Annotated in this window: 16 protein-coding genes and 1 pseudogene; 11 read left to right on the plus strand and 6 right to left on the minus strand. The window is 70.5% G+C overall.

Annotation, left to right across the window (positions count from 1 at the left end):
* Positions 1-219 precede the first annotated feature (219 nt).
* Positions 220-2157, plus strand: a complete 1938-nt coding sequence (recQ, locus tag ACRDP3_RS18790; RefSeq protein ID WP_431518124.1) for a DNA helicase RecQ — start codon at positions 220-222, stop codon at positions 2155-2157.
* Positions 2158-2185: 28 nt separating this feature from the next.
* Here the strand turns inward: recQ and ACRDP3_RS18795 are convergent, their stop codons facing one another.
* Both ACRDP3_RS18795 and ACRDP3_RS18800 read right to left on the minus strand, forming a co-directional pair.
* Positions 2186-3712, minus strand: coding sequence for a hypothetical protein (locus tag ACRDP3_RS18795; RefSeq protein WP_431518125.1), 1527 nt, complete (start codon positions 3710-3712; stop codon positions 2186-2188).
* Positions 3713-3830: 118 nt separating this feature from the next.
* Positions 3831-3983: a hypothetical protein gene (locus ACRDP3_RS18800; RefSeq protein WP_431518126.1), complete on the minus strand. Its 153-nt coding sequence runs from the start codon at positions 3981-3983 to the stop codon at positions 3831-3833.
* Here ACRDP3_RS18800 and ACRDP3_RS18805 point away from each other — a divergent pair.
* From ACRDP3_RS18805 to ACRDP3_RS18820, 4 genes are all read left to right on the plus strand, one after another.
* On the plus strand, positions 3973-4131 hold the full coding sequence (locus ACRDP3_RS18805) for a hypothetical protein (RefSeq protein ID WP_431518127.1): 159 nt from the start codon (positions 3973-3975) through the stop codon (positions 4129-4131). The genes ACRDP3_RS18800 and ACRDP3_RS18805 overlap by 11 nt on opposite strands.
* 198 nt (positions 4132-4329) lie before the next feature.
* A complete protein-coding gene (locus ACRDP3_RS18810; protein ID WP_431518128.1) occupies positions 4330-5082 on the plus strand; it encodes a GNAT family N-acetyltransferase in 753 nt (250 codons plus the stop codon).
* 77 nt (positions 5083-5159) lie between these two features.
* Entirely contained in the window at positions 5160-6023 is an 864-nt protein-coding gene (locus tag ACRDP3_RS18815) for a lysophospholipid acyltransferase family protein (protein ID WP_431518129.1), read from the plus strand.
* The gene (locus ACRDP3_RS18820; protein WP_431518130.1) at positions 6016-6654 is read left to right on the plus strand and encodes a DedA family protein; all 639 of its coding nucleotides are present in this window, start codon (positions 6016-6018) and stop codon (positions 6652-6654) included. Before ACRDP3_RS18815 ends, ACRDP3_RS18820 begins: the two co-directional genes overlap by 8 nt.
* Positions 6655-6723: 69 nt before the next feature.
* Here the strand turns inward: ACRDP3_RS18820 and ACRDP3_RS18825 are convergent, their stop codons facing one another.
* Together ACRDP3_RS18825 and ACRDP3_RS18830 are read right to left on the minus strand one after the other, a co-directional pair.
* Positions 6724-7203: a hypothetical protein gene (locus ACRDP3_RS18825; protein WP_431518131.1), complete on the minus strand. Its 480-nt coding sequence runs from the start codon at positions 7201-7203 to the stop codon at positions 6724-6726.
* Positions 7204-7220: 17 nt separating this feature from the next.
* Positions 7221-8429 (minus strand): helix-turn-helix domain-containing protein, encoded by a 1209-nt coding sequence (locus ACRDP3_RS18830; RefSeq protein WP_431518132.1) that lies wholly within the window; start codon positions 8427-8429, stop codon positions 7221-7223.
* Between the two features lie 384 nt (positions 8430-8813).
* On the opposite strand from ACRDP3_RS18830, the gene ACRDP3_RS18835 reads away from it, so the two are divergent.
* The 5 genes from ACRDP3_RS18835 (at position 8814) to ACRDP3_RS18855 (ending at position 13285) form a co-directional block, all read left to right on the plus strand.
* Entirely contained in the window at positions 8814-9062 is a 249-nt protein-coding gene (locus tag ACRDP3_RS18835; RefSeq protein WP_431518133.1) for a hypothetical protein, read from the plus strand.
* A 547-nt stretch (positions 9063-9609) separates the two neighbouring features.
* Positions 9610-10185: a TetR/AcrR family transcriptional regulator gene (locus ACRDP3_RS18840; protein ID WP_431518134.1), complete on the plus strand. Its 576-nt coding sequence runs from the start codon at positions 9610-9612 to the stop codon at positions 10183-10185.
* Positions 10186-10248: 63 nt separating this feature from the next.
* On the plus strand, positions 10249-10434 hold the full coding sequence (locus tag ACRDP3_RS18845; RefSeq protein ID WP_431518135.1) for a hypothetical protein: 186 nt from the start codon (positions 10249-10251) through the stop codon (positions 10432-10434).
* A 25-nt stretch (positions 10435-10459) separates the two neighbouring features.
* Positions 10460-11074: a DUF4865 family protein gene (locus ACRDP3_RS18850; RefSeq protein ID WP_431518136.1), complete on the plus strand. Its 615-nt coding sequence runs from the start codon at positions 10460-10462 to the stop codon at positions 11072-11074.
* 192 nt (positions 11075-11266) lie between these two features.
* The gene (locus ACRDP3_RS18855) at positions 11267-13285 is read left to right on the plus strand and encodes an aconitate hydratase (protein WP_431518137.1); all 2019 of its coding nucleotides are present in this window, start codon (positions 11267-11269) and stop codon (positions 13283-13285) included.
* 42 nt (positions 13286-13327) lie between these two features.
* Here ACRDP3_RS18855 and ACRDP3_RS18860 read toward each other — a convergent pair whose 3' ends face one another.
* Positions 13328-14323, minus strand: coding sequence for a DUF6461 domain-containing protein (locus ACRDP3_RS18860; protein WP_431518138.1), 996 nt, complete (start codon positions 14321-14323; stop codon positions 13328-13330).
* Positions 14324-14495: 172 nt separating this feature from the next.
* Positions 14496-15140 carry a TetR/AcrR family transcriptional regulator gene (locus ACRDP3_RS18865; protein ID WP_431518139.1) on the minus strand — a complete coding sequence of 215 codons (645 nt, stop codon included), beginning with the start codon at positions 15138-15140 and terminating at the stop codon, positions 14496-14498.
* A gap of 429 nt (positions 15141-15569) precedes the next feature.
* On the opposite strand from ACRDP3_RS18865, the pseudogene ACRDP3_RS18870 reads away from it, so the two are divergent.
* Positions 15570-15900 (plus strand): annotated as a pseudogene (locus tag ACRDP3_RS18870) (YncE family protein); the annotation flags it as partial.

Below are 15900 nucleotides of genomic sequence, written 5' to 3' on the forward strand. Positions count from 1 at the left end.
GCGCGGGCGCGGGCGCCGGGGCCGGCGCCGGGGTCGGCCGGGCAGCCGTCGCGGCGGGGCGCAGTGCGATGACACGGGCTCGGTTCGGCGCGTCGCTGGTCATCTGCTCAGGATAGGAGTGCCGCGCCCGGCAGGAGGGCGGCAGCGTTCTGCCCTCGGCGAATCGGGCGCCGGGAAGCGGGCCCGCAGCCCGTGGAAGGGTCCTCCTAGAATGCCCGGATGACTTCCCTCGACGGTGATTCCGGGATGAGCGAGGCGCTGCAGGTCCTGCACCGCGTCTTCGGCTACGACGCGTTCAGGGGAAGCCAGCGGGAGATCATCGACCACATGGTCACCGGCGGCGACGCACTCGTGCTGATGCCGACCGGTGGTGGCAAGTCGCTGTGCTACCAGATCCCCGCACTGGTGCGGAAGGGCGTCGGCGTCGTCGTATCACCGCTCATCGCGCTCATGCAGGACCAGGTCGACGCCCTGAGAGCCCTCGGCGTACGGGCCGGGTTCCTCAACTCCACGCAGGACCTCGAGGAGCGCCGGCTGGTCGAAGCGGAGTTCCTCGCCGGTGAGCTGGACCTGCTCTATCTGGCGCCGGAGCGGCTGCGGACCGAGTCCACGCTGCGGCTGCTCGACCGCGGCACTGTCTCGCTGTTCGCCATCGACGAGGCGCACTGCGTAGCCCAGTGGGGGCACGACTTCCGGCCCGACTATCTCGCGCTGTCCGCTCTGCACGAGCGCTGGCCCGACGTTCCCCGCCTCGCCCTGACCGCGACCGCCACCGAAGCCACCCACGATGAGATCGCGGTACGGCTGAACCTGAAGGACGCCCGCCACTTCGTGGCGAGCTTCGACCGCCCGAACATCCAGTACCGCATCGCGCCGAAGGACGAGCCGAAGCGGCAGCTGCTGGACCTGCTGCGCACCGAGCACCCCGGCGACGCGGGCATCGTCTACTGCCTGTCCCGGGCCTCCGTGGAGAAGACCGCCGAATTCCTGGTGCGGAACGGGATCGAGGCACTGCCCTACCACGCGGGCCTCGACGCGCGGACCCGGGCGGCGAACCAGGCGCGCTTCCTGCGTGAGGACGGCCTCGTCGTGGTCGCCACGATCGCCTTCGGCATGGGCATCGACAAGCCGGACGTGCGCTTCGTCGCCCACCTCGACCTGCCCAAGTCCGTGGAGGGCTACTACCAGGAGACCGGCCGCGCCGGCCGTGACGGCCTCCCCTCCACCGCCTGGCTCGCCTACGGTCTCCAGGACGTCGTGCAGCAGCGCAAGATGATCGGGACCTCCGAAGGCGACGAGACCCACCGCCGCCGCCTCGGCGCCCATCTCGACGCGATGCTGGCTCTGTGCGAGACGGTCGAGTGCCGCCGCGTGGGACTGCTCGCCTACTTCGGCCAGCACAGCACCGCCTGCGGCAACTGCGATACGTGCCTGTCACCGGCGGAGTCGTGGGACGGTGTGATTCCGGCGCAGAAGGTCCTCTCGACCGTGCTGCGGCTCGTACGCGAGCGGCGGCAGAAGTTCGGCGCGGGCCAGATCATCGACATCCTGCTCGGCAAGAAGACGGCCAAGGTCATCCAGCACGACCACGACGCCCTGACGGTGTTCGGCGTCGGCACCGAGCTGTCCGCCACGGAGTGGCGCGGTGTGGTGCGTCAACTGCTGGCCCAGGGCCTGCTCTCCGTCGAGGGCGAGTACGGCACGCTGGTGCTCACCGACGCGAGTGGTGAGGTGCTGGGCGGCCGGCGCGAGGTCCGGCTGCGCAGGGAGCCCGAGCGGGCCGCGCGGGCGGCGAAGACCGCCACCGCCAAGTCCCGCCGGGCCGCGCCCGTAGACCTCCCCGAAGAGGCCCTTCCGGTGTTCGAGCAGCTGCGCGCCTGGCGCGCGGCCACCGCCAAGGAGCAGGGCGTGCCCGCGTACGTGATCTTCCACGACGCGACCCTGCGCGAGATCGCGACCACCTCACCCTCGACCCTGACCGAACTCGGCACGGTGAACGGCGTCGGCGAGAACAAGCTGGCGAAATACGGCCGGCAGATCCTGGACACCCTCACCGGCGATCCCGGGCTCGAGCCCGGGCCCGGCGATGTGCGCCCGGATGATCTGGAGCCGGATGATCCGGAAGTCACCGTCCCCGAAGGTGACATGGCACGCTGACCCTCCCCGAACGGACCGGTCAACGGCGTCACGGCCGGGCTTCGCCCCCGCCGCTTCGCAGCGGCCTCACCGTCGCGGGCAGGTAGACGTGGTAGCCGCGGAAGCGGGCGGCGTCGGGGAGCGGTGCCGGTCGCCAGCCGCGGGCGAAGGCGGGTTTCGTGTGGCCTGGCGGCACGATGACGGCCACCGGCTGCCGGCGGGCCGCGGCCCGCACTCCGGCCGGGGTGACGGAGGCGTCGGGGCCGCCGGTCTGCCGGGACGCGCAGCCGGTGTAGTAGGCGAGCTGCACGGCGTGATCCCCGGTCAGCACGCACGGAGGACGGACACCCAGGCGGTGCAGGTGAGCGGCCGTGTTCGTGAAGTCCTTCCGCGACTCCCGGCTGCCGGCCGCGTTGTGGGCCACGATGGCGAACTGAACGGCGAGGTGGCCGGTGAGCGCGAGGCCGACGAGTGCCGTACCGGCCGTACGGAACCGGCCCGTCCTGCCGGTGGCGATCCACCACAGGCACTCGGCGACGGGGAGGGCGAGCAGGGCGTAGCTCGGCAGCAGGAAGCGCGGTGCGGCGTAGCCGATCAGGAACAGATAGGGCACGGCGACGACGGCCGCGGTGAGGGCCGGTACGAGGGCGGTGGCGCCGCGGCGGATCCGGGGGGCGACCAGCACGCCGGCCACGGCCGCCGGCGGCAGGGCGAACCACCACAGCGCGGTGACGGGGTGCCGCCAGGGAACGTCGCAGGGACGGCACAGCGTGCGCCCGGCCAGGCTGCGGATCTGGTCGTCCACGGCCATGTGCCATCCCATTCCGCCCTGTATCTCGCCGGCCCGGTGCAGGCGCGCGAAGAGGCCGCCGTAGCGCACGTAGGCCTCGATGACCCACTCCGCGGACCCCAGCGCGAGGGCGCCGGCGAGGAGCAGCAGCAGTCCGGGGCGCCGCCACCGGCGTACGGCCAGGCTCATGGCGGCCAGCGCGAGCACGAGCCACATCGCGTCGGGAGGACGCATGAGCGCCACGACCACGAGCGGGACCGGCAGGACTGCCAGTGCTCTGCGGTCCGTACGGTCCCGGGCGGCCCGGACGAAGCAGCCGACGGCTGCGAGGGACCCGTAGGCGCTCCAGAGGTTGGGCATCACCGCGGGGCCGTAGAACAACGTGATCCACAGACCGGCGAACAAGCCGCCCGCTGTGGCCAGGACCCGGGTCGGCAGCAGGCCCCGCCACACCCACAGTGAGGCGAAGAGCCCGGCACCGGAGAGCAGTGCCAGATAGACCCGCAGAGCGGTGATGGAGGAGGTGAACGCCGCCACCGGCGCGGCCAGATAGGAGATCCCGCGTGCGCGGGGCGCACTGAAGAACGCGGACGGCAGCTCCCGGCTGACCTGGCTGGTGTAGACGGCCTCGTCCCAGCCCATGCCGGAGCCGGGTACCACCAGGACCAGCTGGACGAGGACGAACGCCGCGGCGATGCTGGCCAGCCAGGGAAGTGGGCGCCCGCCCGGCACCACTGAGCCGAGGGGGGATATTCGGGCCGTCCGCGGAGCCAGGGCTTCCTGCATGGTGAGACCTCGCCGTGTCGAGCAACCGGGTGCCCCCTGTTGCCACCGTCCGTGTGGAGGACGGCGCCACCAACTTGTGGCGGCCGTTCGGGCGGACTCCTGACGGAGTGGCCGGGGCTCAGCCGTTCGAGTGATCTCCAGCAGGGCGCAGCGCCGGATTCTCGAGCGCGGGCTCACCGAGTACGTGCACCCGGCGCAGGTGGCGCGGCGCGCGGCTGGTGAACGCCTCGCGGCCGTGCAGCAGCGTGTAGTTGTCGGCGATGACGACCACCGCGCCGGGGCTGATGGCCCGCCCCGTTGTCGGGGCAGCGGTCGGTCTGGCACTCGTCGAACGCGCGGAAGCGGCGTACGCGGAAGCGATCGGCAACAACCCGCAGTATCCGGCCTGGCTCACCGACCACGGTCAGCGGGGAGTCTGACGCGCCGGGCGCCACGGCGAGCGCGTGAGCAGGAACGTACCGCCTTCGGCACCCACCCGACGCAGAGGGGCCGCCGAGCGGTAACTCGACGGCCCCGTGCGGAACACAAGCGACCACTTACATACGGGTAAACCCTCGCGGAGTATCGCTGGCTACGGGTCCGCGCGGGTGCCGCATTCCCACAGAGGGAGATCACCCATGCCCACTGCTTCCACCGTATCGGCTGCCGCAGGCTCGTACGCCACTTCCATCGCAGGCTCGAAAGAGGAGATACGGGCCGCCCAGCGGCTCCGCCACCAGGTCTTCGCCGAGGAGAGGGGGGCGCGGCTGCGTTCACCGCTGCCCGGGCACGACGTGGACGGATTCGACGACATCGCGGACCACCTCGTCGTCACCGCACAGGCGACCGGCGAGATCGTCGGCACATACCGGCTCATGCCCCCCGGCCGGAGCGAACGGCTCTATTCGGAGGGCGAGTTCGACCTGCGCGGCCTGCCCGTACAGGTCCGGTCGGCCATGGTCGAGGCAGGGCGCGCGTGCGTACACCCCGATCACCGCTCGGGTGCGGTGATCAACGCGATGTGGGGCGGGCTCGCCCGCTACCTGCTGCTGTCCGGGCACCGCTACCTGGCCGGCTGCGCCTCCGTGCCGCTGACCGACGGCGGACAGTCCGCGGCCGACGCGTGGCTGCTGGGCACCACCAAGCACGCCGCCCCGCCCGAGCTGCGGGTACACCCGCACGACCCGTGGCTGCCACGGCAGCAACTGACGGCCAGGCAGAGCTATGCCGCGCTGCCCCCGCTGCTGCGCGGCTACCTGCGGGTCGGCGCGTGGATGTGCGGCGCGCCCGCACACGACACGGACTTCGGCGACGCCGACTTCTTCGTGCTGCTCGACATGGAGCGTATGAACGACCGCTACCGGCGCTACTTCCTGGGCGAGACCCGATGAACGCCTGGGCTGTCGCCTCCCCTTGCACGCAGCGCTGCGTCGCGCCGCCCCGGACGGGCGACGGCGCGGGAGGTGCGGTGAGCGAGGCGGTGAGCGGCGCGCTGAGCGGCGCGGCAAGCGCCCGTACGCAGGCGTCAGCGGGCCGTGTGCCCGCGACGGCGGTGCTCCGGCGGTACGCGTCGCTCGCCACCACCGTCGGCAGCGCGCTGGCGGCCGGGACGCGGATCGCCGACCCGCAGAGGCTTCAGCGGTACGCCCGTGACGTACTCGACGCGCTCGGCATCAGCCTGGACGCCACGGGCCCGCTGCGGGTGCCGGGCACGACCACCGGGACGTTGATCGTCGCGAACCACGTCTCGTGGCTCGACGTCATCGCGGTGCTGGCCGTCGAGCCCGTGCCACTCATCGCCAAGCGGGAGGTCGCCGAGTGGCCGGTCGTGGGTCCGCTGACCCGCAGGACGGGCAACCGGTTCATCAACCGCGAAGCCGTACGCGAACTGCCCGCCGTCATACGGGATTTGGCGGCGTACCTGCGCGACGGCGGCTCCGTGATGGTGTTCCCGCAGGGCACCACCTGGTGCACTGCGCCGGGCGGCCCGTTCCGGCGGGCCACGTTCCAGGCGGCACTCGACGCGGAGGCACCGGTGCGGCCTGTCGCCATCGACTTCACCCAGGACGGCGCGCCCAGCACCGTGCCGGCCTACGTCGGCGGCGACACCCTCACGGCCTCCATGCGCCGGGTGGCCTCCACCGAGGGGCTCGCCACGCGCGTACGGGCATGCCCGCCCCTGTGGCCCTACGCCCACGACCGGCGCTCCCTCGCCACGGCAGCGCACGCCGCGGTGTCCGACGCCGTCGGGCGCCCAGCCGCCCGGCTGCGCCCGGGAGTCCGGGCCGTTCCGGCACGCACGGCGCCCGTACGCGACGGCGTCCATGCGTGAGTACGTCGACTACCTCGCGGACCTCGTCCAGGGCAGCGCGGACACCCCCTGGTTCTGGCTGCTGCTCTTCGCGGTGGCCGGGCTCGACGCCGTGCTGCCCTTCATGCCGAGCGAGACCACGGTGCTGACGGTGGCCGTCCTCATCGGGCCCGTACCGGGACGGCTCACGGTGCTTGCGCTGGTCGCGGCGGCGGGCGCCTTCGCCGGGGACCTGCTGGGCCACACGCTCGGCCGCCGCGCCGGACCCCGGGCGGTGGCCAGGCTGCTGCCCGGGGAGAAGGGACGGCGGCGTTACGAGAGGGCACGCGCCGCGGTCCACCGGCATGCCCCCACGCTGCTGATCGCGGCCCGCTACCTGCCCGGTGGCCGGGTCGCCGGCTGCCTTGCCAGCGGCAGCCTGGGCCTCCCGCTGCGCCGGTTCGCCGCCCTCGACGCGGTGGGGTGCGCACTCTGGGCCACCGTCACCACGCTGGTCGGAGCCCTCGGCGGCGCCGCCTTCGCCGACGACCCACTGCGAGGGCTGCTCTGCGCATTCGGGCTCACCCTCGCCGTCCTGGGCCTGGCCGCAGCGGCACGCAGACTCGGCCCCGGCCGGCGCGATCCGCCCTACGGGCGGAAGGCACCCTCATAGGACCTGCGATGGGCTCCTCGCGGGACACGTTTCCCCGCACCCGGGAGTCTTCGTGTAGCCAGAACGGCGTCAGCCGTCTCGCGTCGCGCCCTTCGGCCAGACGATGTCCACGGGGACACCGTTGCGTTTTGCGTAGGTCACCACGTCGGCTGTTCCTCCGTACCCGCGGGCGGGCTCGCCGTCCCAGACGGCGAGGAGATGGTCGGCCAGGTCGACGAGGACTTCGCTGCCTGCCATGTGTGCCTGCGAGTCCGAATCGGAGATGCCGGTCGAGTGCACATCGTGGGCCTGTCGCATCAGTTGGTCGTACGTCGGGTGGTGCCAGACAGGGAGCCCTTCCCGGTAGCCGGCCGCTGGGATGACGACCTCAATCTGTCCGCCGTGATCGAGTACCGTTTCGGCGAACCAGGCGTCGGGTCCGTCGGCGATGCACGAGAGGCCCACCAAATCATCCGGACTGTGCTGCTGGACCTGTTCCTTGAGAGCTGCCCGGACCAACCTCTTGGTCTCCTCCGGGAGTCCGCGGTGTCCTGTGATGCCCAGTCGCATGCCGTGTCCTCCGTGAGTCATAGATAGATGCCGTAGAGCCGGTCGTCGAAGTCGCGCACGACCTTCGGCAGAGAGGTTGTGGCGTAGGAGCGTCGCAGAGCGCGGGTTCTTTCCACGATGCGGCCCGAGCGGTAGCGCACCCCCGTCTCCAACGTGCGTGTGGCCAACGCGAAGGCGCCGTCAAGTCGTCCGGCCGCAAGGTGAGCGGATGCCACGTCGAGCACGTACAGGGCGTGCTGCTTGTCGTGGCCCGAAGCAAGCACTGGAGCAGCGTCATCCTGTGCGCCGAACACCCACTGCGGAATACGGAGACGAGCGCCGCAGGCAAGACGGCAGGCGGCGACCTTGCTGTTGTTGAAAGTGAAGACCCAGGGCCATGGCGGTGGTGCTTCGACTGGGATGCGGGTGGCGTCGGCCGAGGCGTCCTCGAGAGCTTGATCGCAGGAGGTACGGTCTCCGGATCCCGCATGCGCGAGCGCTTCGACTGTGGACAGCCATGCGTCTGCGATGGCCGGGCGCTCCGGGCCCAGTTGACGGCGGGCTGAGCGCGTGAGGGACAGTCCCCGTGCGGCGTTCCCCGCGTGCGCCTCGAATTGGGCGAGGCTGCCCAACTGGTAAGCGGTCAGGAGGCGATCGCCGGAACTGCGCGCCGCCTTGATGGCAGTGCCGTACCAGGTACGGGCGGAGCCGTAGTCGCCCATGTCCCAGGAAAGCCAGCCCGCCAGGCTCGCGGCCTCGCTGCCGACCGCCGTCAACCGGGCTCTATCTGCAGCGTCTTCGGCCTCGCTGGCGACTGTCTGCGCGAGGCGCAGGTGAGCAAGTACGGGTTCGGCAAGGTGACGGGACGGTGTTGACCCGTCCATGCGCCGGAAGGCGCTGGTTGCAAGTCGAAGCGTGGCAGGCCGGCAGTTCTCGGCGGCCCACCCATGGGCGCTATCGAGTGCCGTGAGTGCCGGTGTCGTGGCGACTGCCGCAGCACGAGCAAGGAAGTTGCGCCGTTCCACTTCAGGTCCGTCCACGTTTGCTGCGGCAGCCGCAGGGCGTTCGGCGAGGCCGACCAGCCGCAGGGGAATCCGTAAGTGGCTGGCGGCTCTCGCCAGTTGGCTCATGTCGTACGAGGCGGTGCCATGGCTCTCCAGCCGTGAGACCGCGGACTGACTGATGCCGCAGGCTTCCCCGAGCTGCTTCTGCGAGACGCCGGCCGCTTCGCGGGCCAGCTTGACCACGCGTCCGTAGTGGCCGGTTCGTGAAGCCTCTCGGATGGCTTGCGTTGACCAGTTCACCATTGCCCCCCTGACCGTTGGTACAGGTAACCCTTCTCTGCCCTGTCATGCGTATGCGCTCGGCGCATATCGACATGCAGTGGGCGGGTCACAGCCGGCTCCATCAGCATGCCGCGCGGTTTGGTCTGTGCACTATCCGTAGTCGGAAGAGGACACAGAATGATGACCGCGCAGCAGTGGGCACCGCCTTCCGGGCTGGATTCCGAGCTCACCCAGGCGGGCACCCAATGGGATGCCGTAAGAGCGCCCGCCTACTTCGGAGATCGTGTGATGGAAGGGCTTGGCGACGAGTGCGGTGCGGTCATTCGCGATCCTCACGCACAGCGCATGTACTGGCTGATCAGGCCAGGTACGGCCGCGAGTTGGGTCTTCCCGGGCATCGCGTACGTGCGGGTATTGGGTACGGCCAGCTGGGTGGCCGTACCGCCGCGCGACCGGGTGTGCTCGCCCGGTATGCACTGGGCAAAGCCCGTCACCGAGCGGTCGCCGCTCACCAGCTCTGCCGCGCTGTACACAGCCCTGTCGGCGGTCATCGCCGACGAGCTCGGCCCACGAGGAGCGGCGGCGCCCTCATGACGAAGAAGTGCATTTGACTGCGGCTCGACCACCGGCGGTGCGATCATGGTCGGCGCGATCGAGGCCGGCTCGGGTCCCGGAGCGATTCTCTACGCCTGCATCGACCACGCCCGTTCCCGGGTCAGGTGCAGCGGTGCCCCGCCATGGCTGAGGCCGTTGCCGAATTCGATGCCCGCGAGGCGGCGCGATGAGCCAGCGTGCAGCGGTCGTCGCGCACTGGGTCGCCTGCGCCGCGATCCTCGGCTCGCTGTTCTACGGCACCAGTTGCAAGCCGTGAGCGAGCGAAGGGGCGGGTGCAAGATCTCGATGTCAGAGGCCCGGCCATGATCGGTTGGGGCCTTGTCGCTCGCGCCTTGGCGGCTTCGGCCCGCGAACTCATCGTCGCCGGGGCGGCGATAGGCGGTCACCTTGCGTGGGCGGCGAAGTCGGCACGGGCCTGTTCGACGGCCTCGGGTATACCTGACGCTTCTCGTGCTCGGCGAGCGCCCGACAGACGCTGGACAAGCGCCGCGCTCCAACTGTACCTACTAGTATGTACAGTTGTTGCATGAGCACTGCAGAACGTCTCATCGAAAGCACCCGGGAACTGCTGTGGGAGCGCGGCTACGCCGCTACCAGCCCCAAGCACATCCAGCAGCGGGCCGGAGCCGGACAAGGCAGCATGTACCACCACTTCGCAGGCAAGCCTGATCTGGCACTCGCCGCGATCAGCCGTACCGCTGAGGAAATGCGCGCCAAGGCCGAAGCGCAGTTCTCCGCTCCCGGTACCGCCGCGGAACGGATCACCGCATATCTGCTCCGCGAGCGGGAGGTCCTCAAGGGATGCCCGATCGGAGGTCTCACCCAGGATCCGGACCTCATGGCTGACCCGGCCCTGCGGGCACCCGTTGAGGAGACCCTTGACTGGCTGCGCAGACGTCTCGCCGAAGTCGTGGCCGAGGGACGTGGCGGCGGCGAGCTGGACGCCGCGCTGGAACCGCAGGCCACCGCAGCGACGATCGTCGCAGTTCTGCAGGGCGGCTATGTGCTGGCCCGCGCCGCCGACTCCGTGGTCCCGTTCGACCAAGCGATCACCGGGGTGCTGGGGCTGCTGTCCGCGCATACCTCGATCGCCGAGAGATAGGGGGAGTTACGCCGTTATGCATGTTCTCGCCTGCCAACGGTCAGTGCCGCCGCACCGCCTCAGTTGGTCGTCGGAGCCGCCTGGGACGAGGAGATCGCCGCACCGGAACGTCCTTCGCGCGTGCGGGTCGACAGCGTCCACTTCGCCCCCGGCGCCCGGACCGTGTGGCACCGCCACCCACGGCACGAAGCCGAACGGGGCGCAATCGTGACCGACACCGAATACCTCGCCGATCCGCCGACCGTCTGACCATCAGGAAAGGCAAGCACCTTTCATGCACGCCAAGCAGTACGAGATCACCCTGCCCGCCGACTACGACATGGAGATCATCCGCAAGCGGGTGGCCGCCGGCGGTCACGTGCTCGACGACCGCGCCGGACTGGGCCTGAAGGCGTACGTCATCCGCGAGCGTGGCATCGACGGCTCGCCGGTCAACCAGTACGCGCCCTTCTACCTGTGGAACGACACCGGTGCGATGGCCCACTTCCTCGTCGGCAGGGGTGGATTCCAGAACATCGTCCGCGACTTCGGGCGCCCTGCCGCACGCCACTGGGCCGGCATCGCCTGCCATGCCGGTCCCGCCCGCACCGCATTCCCCCGGGCAGCCTCGCGTCGCCTTACCCCGATCCCTGCCGACTCCGATCCCGACGCCACCGGCCTCGGCCTGGCCACGCTGATCGAACGGGAGGTCGAGGAGCTTCGCGGGATCGCCCGCCGCGAAAACGTACACACCGTCGCCCTGGCCTTTGACCCCCAGTCCTGGCAGCTGATGCGGTTCGTCCTGTGGGAGGACGCTGTGGCACCGGACGAGGCAGCCGCCGAGCGCTACGAGGTATTGCACCTGTCCGCTCCCGGCATGGCCCGCCTCCCGGAAGGACGAGCCTGGTAAGGCTTGACGCTCGCAGAGCGGACGCTGGGATGCCTCGCCGAATGCGATCGCCGCAATGTGGCAGGTCCGCAGCCGGTTCGGGCCGAAGTCCGTGGACGTACCTCTCGCGCACCCGGGTACCCGGCGCCGGCAGCCCGGGACCGACGCCCGGTGAGTCCCGTCGACTACGCCCACAGCAGGAGGTGGCTGGTCTTGGCCAGTACGAACGCGGGAACCCTCACAGGCCGAGGGGCGCGGGGAACGGTCACGCAGCGTCTCATCGGTGATCATTTGGTGGCGGGCAGGGCGGAAGCCGGTGCGGAGATCGGTCTGCGCATCGACCAGACCCTGACCCAGGACGCCACCGGAACGCTGGTGATGCAGGAGCTGGAGTCGCTGGGCCTCGACCGGGTCCGTACCGAGGTCAGCGTCCAGTACGTAGACCACAACATCCTCCAGGCCGACGAGCGCAATGCCGAAGACCACCTCTTCCTGCGCTCCGCGGCCCGGCGCTGGGGCCTGTGGTACTCCAAGCCGGGCAACGGCGTCTCGCACCCCACCCACATGCAGCGCTTCGGCATCCCGGGCAGGACCCTCGCCGGCTCCGACTCACACACCTGCGCCGCGGGTTCGCTCGGGATGCTCGCCATCGGGGTCGGCGGCCTCGAAGTGGCGCTTGCCATGGCCGGGCAGCCGCTGTACGTGCGAATGCCGCAGATCTGGGGGGTGCGGCTGACCGGGAGCCTGGCTCCGTGGGTGAGCGCGAAGGACGTCATCCTGGAGCTGCTGCGCCGGCACGGAGTCAAGGGAGCCTTCAACCGCGTCCTGGAGTACCACGGGCCGGGGCTGGGCTCCCTCACCGCGATGGACCGGCACGTCATCGCCAACATGGGGGCGGAGCTGGGTGCCACAGCGAGCGTTTTCCCCGCTGATGAGGCCGTACGGGGCTTCCTGCGCAGCGAGGGCCGCGAGGGTGACTTCACCCCGCTCGCGGCGGAGCCCGACGCCGTCTACGACCTCGACGAGGAGATCGACCTCTCGGCCGTCGAGCCGCTGATCGCCCGCCCGTCCTCACCGGGCAACGTCGTGCCCGTACGCGAGGTGGCGGGCGAGCCGGTCGATCAGGCGGTGATCGGCTCCTCCGCCAACCCCGGGCTGCGCGACTTCGCCGTCGTCGCCGCGATGGTCTCCGGACGCCGCACAGCCGACGGTGTCAGCCTGGACGTCAACCCGACGTCACGGGAGATCCTCCAGGACCTCACCCGTACGGGCGGCACCTTCGACCTCATCGCCGCCGGCGCCCGGCTGCACCAGAGCGGCTGCCTGGGCTGCATCGGCATGGGACAGGCCCCCGCGGCAGGGCGTAACTCGCTGCGCACCTTCCCGCGGAACTTCCCCGGCCGCTCCGGCACGGAGGACGACGCCGTGTGGCTCTGCTCCCCCGAGACCGCCACGGCCTCCGCGCTGACCGGCGTCATCACCGACCCCAGGGACTGGGCGGCCGAAGCCGCCGTCGGACCACCGCAGCTCTCACTGCCGGAGCGTGCCAGCGTGAACACCGGAATGCTGGAGCCGCCCCTGCCCGTCGAGGAGGCGCGGTCCGTGGAACTGGTGCGCGGCCCCAACGTCTCCGCGCTGCCCGAACTCGACGCGCTGCCCGACACGTTGGAGGGGCCGGTCCTGCTGAAGGCGGGCGACGACGTCTCCACGGACGAGATCTCGCAGGCGGGCGCGCGGGCGCTTCCCTACCGGTCGAACATCCCCAAGCTCGCCGACTTCACCTTCATCCGCATCGACGCCGGCTATCCCCGGCGCGCGAGGGAGGCGGCGGCGGACGACACGAACAACGGTCACTTCGTCGTCGGCGGGGACAACTACGGGCAGGGCTCCTCGCGTGAGCACGCCGCGATCACCCCGCGCCACCTCGGGCTGCGTTCCGTCGTCGCCAAGTCCTTCGCCCGTATCCACTGGCAGAACCTGGTCAACTTCGGTGTGCTGCCACTGGAGTTCGAGGACGGCGGGGACTGGGAGCGCATCGGGACGGACGACGTCCTGCGCCTCGAAGGCCTGCACGATGCCCTCGCCGAGGACGAGGGAGGGACGCTGCGGCTGCGCAACGTCACCAGGGACGAGGAGTACGCCGTGCGGCACCGCCTCTCCGCCCGGCAGCGCGAGATCGTCACGGCGGGCGGAGTCATCCCGGCCCTGGCAGCGGGGGACAGGGGGGTGTAGAAGCCGGGACCGCCGGGACTTGAGACCGTTCCCGGCTGTCACTCATTCCATGTGCGGTACGCGGACCCAGCGGCGGAACGGGCCGGTTATCGGACGGGCGTCCGGGATGTTCAGGCCGGTGTACGCGCAGCCGTAGCCGACACTTCCGCCGATGCCGGCGTCGTAGAGAAACCGCAGCAGTACGTTCCCGCCGTCGGACTCCACATGGTCCGCATGCACACCCAAACCGGCACCGGCGTCGCGGTCACACACTCCGTCGCGGCCGGTCATCGCCTGGTCGCCGCTCTTGGCATTGAGGTAGATCCCGTAGGCGACCGTTCCGGCCGACAGCCGGGCGAGCACACGGGGATCCTCCGGGAGGTAGCCCCAGGGCTGGGAGACGACACAGCCGCCCTCGACGCCGGTGACGCCCACGAGTTGAATGTCCTCCAGCATCTCCTCTTCGCCGGGCGGCCACGCGTCGTCGGCGTCGGTCACCGGGCACTCCGCCGGGTCGGCACCGAGGCGGCGGATGACCTCGTCCTCGTCGACACCGGCGACGAAGGCCACGCCCAACCCTTCCCAGATGTCGTCCAGTTCGGCGCAGAGGCGGTCCGCCTCCAGCATCGCGGCACGCTCCGCGGGCGAGGGCGGCACGGCGCCCGGCAAGTTCTCGAAGTGCGCGGCGAAGGGGGAGAGCAGGGCCAGCCGGCCCGGTGACCAGCCGCCGACGACGGGACGCCAGGCGTCGGCCCCGGCCTCCAGCAGCGCCACGGCGTTCTCCGCCTGACGGCCGCCGACCGCGAACCACAGCGCTGTCTGGCCCTGTTCGTCGGCCGCATCCACATCCCGGACCAGAGCCGCCAGTTCGGCGACGACCTCCCGCGAGCCGGAGTCGGCCGCCCGATGGAGCGGGATGCCTTGGACGTCGGCGTACAGCGGACCGTTCGGGTCGGCGCCGGCGGCCAGCCGGGACCGGACCAGACCGAGATCCTGCCAGTCGCGCCAGCTCATGCCTTTCCAGTCGGCCCGCGGCTCGGGCAGGTCTCGGCTGTCCATTCGCATACGGGTCACCGTCCTGTGCCTGTGCGTTGCTGAGGAGGCGAACGTAACGGTCGGCACTGACACCGCACTTGCTCGTACTCGTCGCACGGACAGAGGGGGAACGACGCGGGCCCTTGCGGGCTGCCGCTCATTTGTCGTCCGGGTGTCCGGGTCCGGGTCCCGGTTTTCAGTCCGCGGGGCGCAGCAACGCCAGCAGCAGACGGACGAGTTCATCCACGATCTCGTTGAGAGAGGCGTCCACCCAGCCCGCGGCCCAGTCGTGCAGGAGACCGTTGACGCTGCCGATGAAGGCGGCCGCGGAGATGCGGTAGTCACGGTCGGCGGCCTCACCTCTGTGGACCGCTGCCGCTGCCTCGGTGCGTATCAGCTCGACCCATCGTGCGCGGCGGACGAGCCGTTGCTCGTCCATGCGAGGGCTGACGCCGACGATCTCGGTGAAGGCGATCCGTATACGGCGAGGGTCCGAGGCGAGGCTTGCCGCGTACGCACGGAAAACGGAGTCGTAGCGTTCAGCGAAAGGCCGGCCCTCGGTCCCGGCGAGGGCTTCGACGACGGCGCTTTCGGCCCAGTGGTTGACCTGCAAGTGCAGGGCGGCGAGCACGTCTTCGAGTGTGCGGAACTCTTCGTAGAACTGACGGGTCGACAGCCCCGCCGCCTCGCAGAGGGCGGCGACGGTCGTCGTCCGGTAGCCGGGACCGGCTCCGAAGAGCTGCAGTGCCGCATCAAGAAATTTCTGGCGCCGCTCGGCGTGCCGCTCGGTGGCTGCCTTGCCTGCGTAACGACCGGTTGACTGCTTTGGCCGCGCCTGCATTGTTCTCCCTCGTTCGTGCCCCCGGTCATCTTCTCCCTTCCGGGGGGTTGAACAACCGCGGGCCCGTGGTTACCTTCAGTAGCACCAATGTGAAGTGAGGCGTTTTCACATTGGGCGGCCTGGGCGTATCGCATTGAAATGCCTGGTCAGAGAGCATGCGACGCGGACCTTGCACGGGAATCCGCAGTCCGGCCGCCAGCCCTCCGTAGAGTGCCGCCGTGCTCTACGGAGGGCTTCGCATGCCGTGCTCGCCTCAACAGCTCGCAGCTCAGCGCAGGCAGAGTCGCTACGCGAAGGAGAGCAATGCCCGTATCCAGGAAGCAGCACGCGGACGCCGAGGCCCTCCAGCCGCCGGACGCGGCGCGCACACGCCGCCGCGGGCGCCGACTGCCGATCGCCGTCGCCACGGCACTTGTGGCCGTGGCCGCCATGACCGGCGCGGCAGCCCCCACGCCCGACTCGGCAGCCGCCACGACCGACTCGGCCCCGGGCGCGGCGGATCTGCGGGAAGTGATGTTCGTCGGCAACAACTGGGACGGCACCGCCGACGTCATCGAGTCCAGCGGCGGATTCGAGAAGCTCGGACGCATCAACGTGATCCCCGACAAGCAGGAACGCCTGGACGCGATCCACGCCGATCCGATCAAGCTCATCTACTTCCTGGCCATCCGCAACGGACCGGGCGAGGGGCACGACCAGTTCGTCGACGACATGTACTCCACCCCCGACGGGAAGGCCATGGTCGTCTCACGCCCGAGCT

The sequence above is a fragment of the Streptomyces sp. genome, assembly GCF_050698815.1.
Classification (GTDB): domain Bacteria; phylum Actinomycetota; class Actinomycetes; order Streptomycetales; family Streptomycetaceae; genus Streptomyces.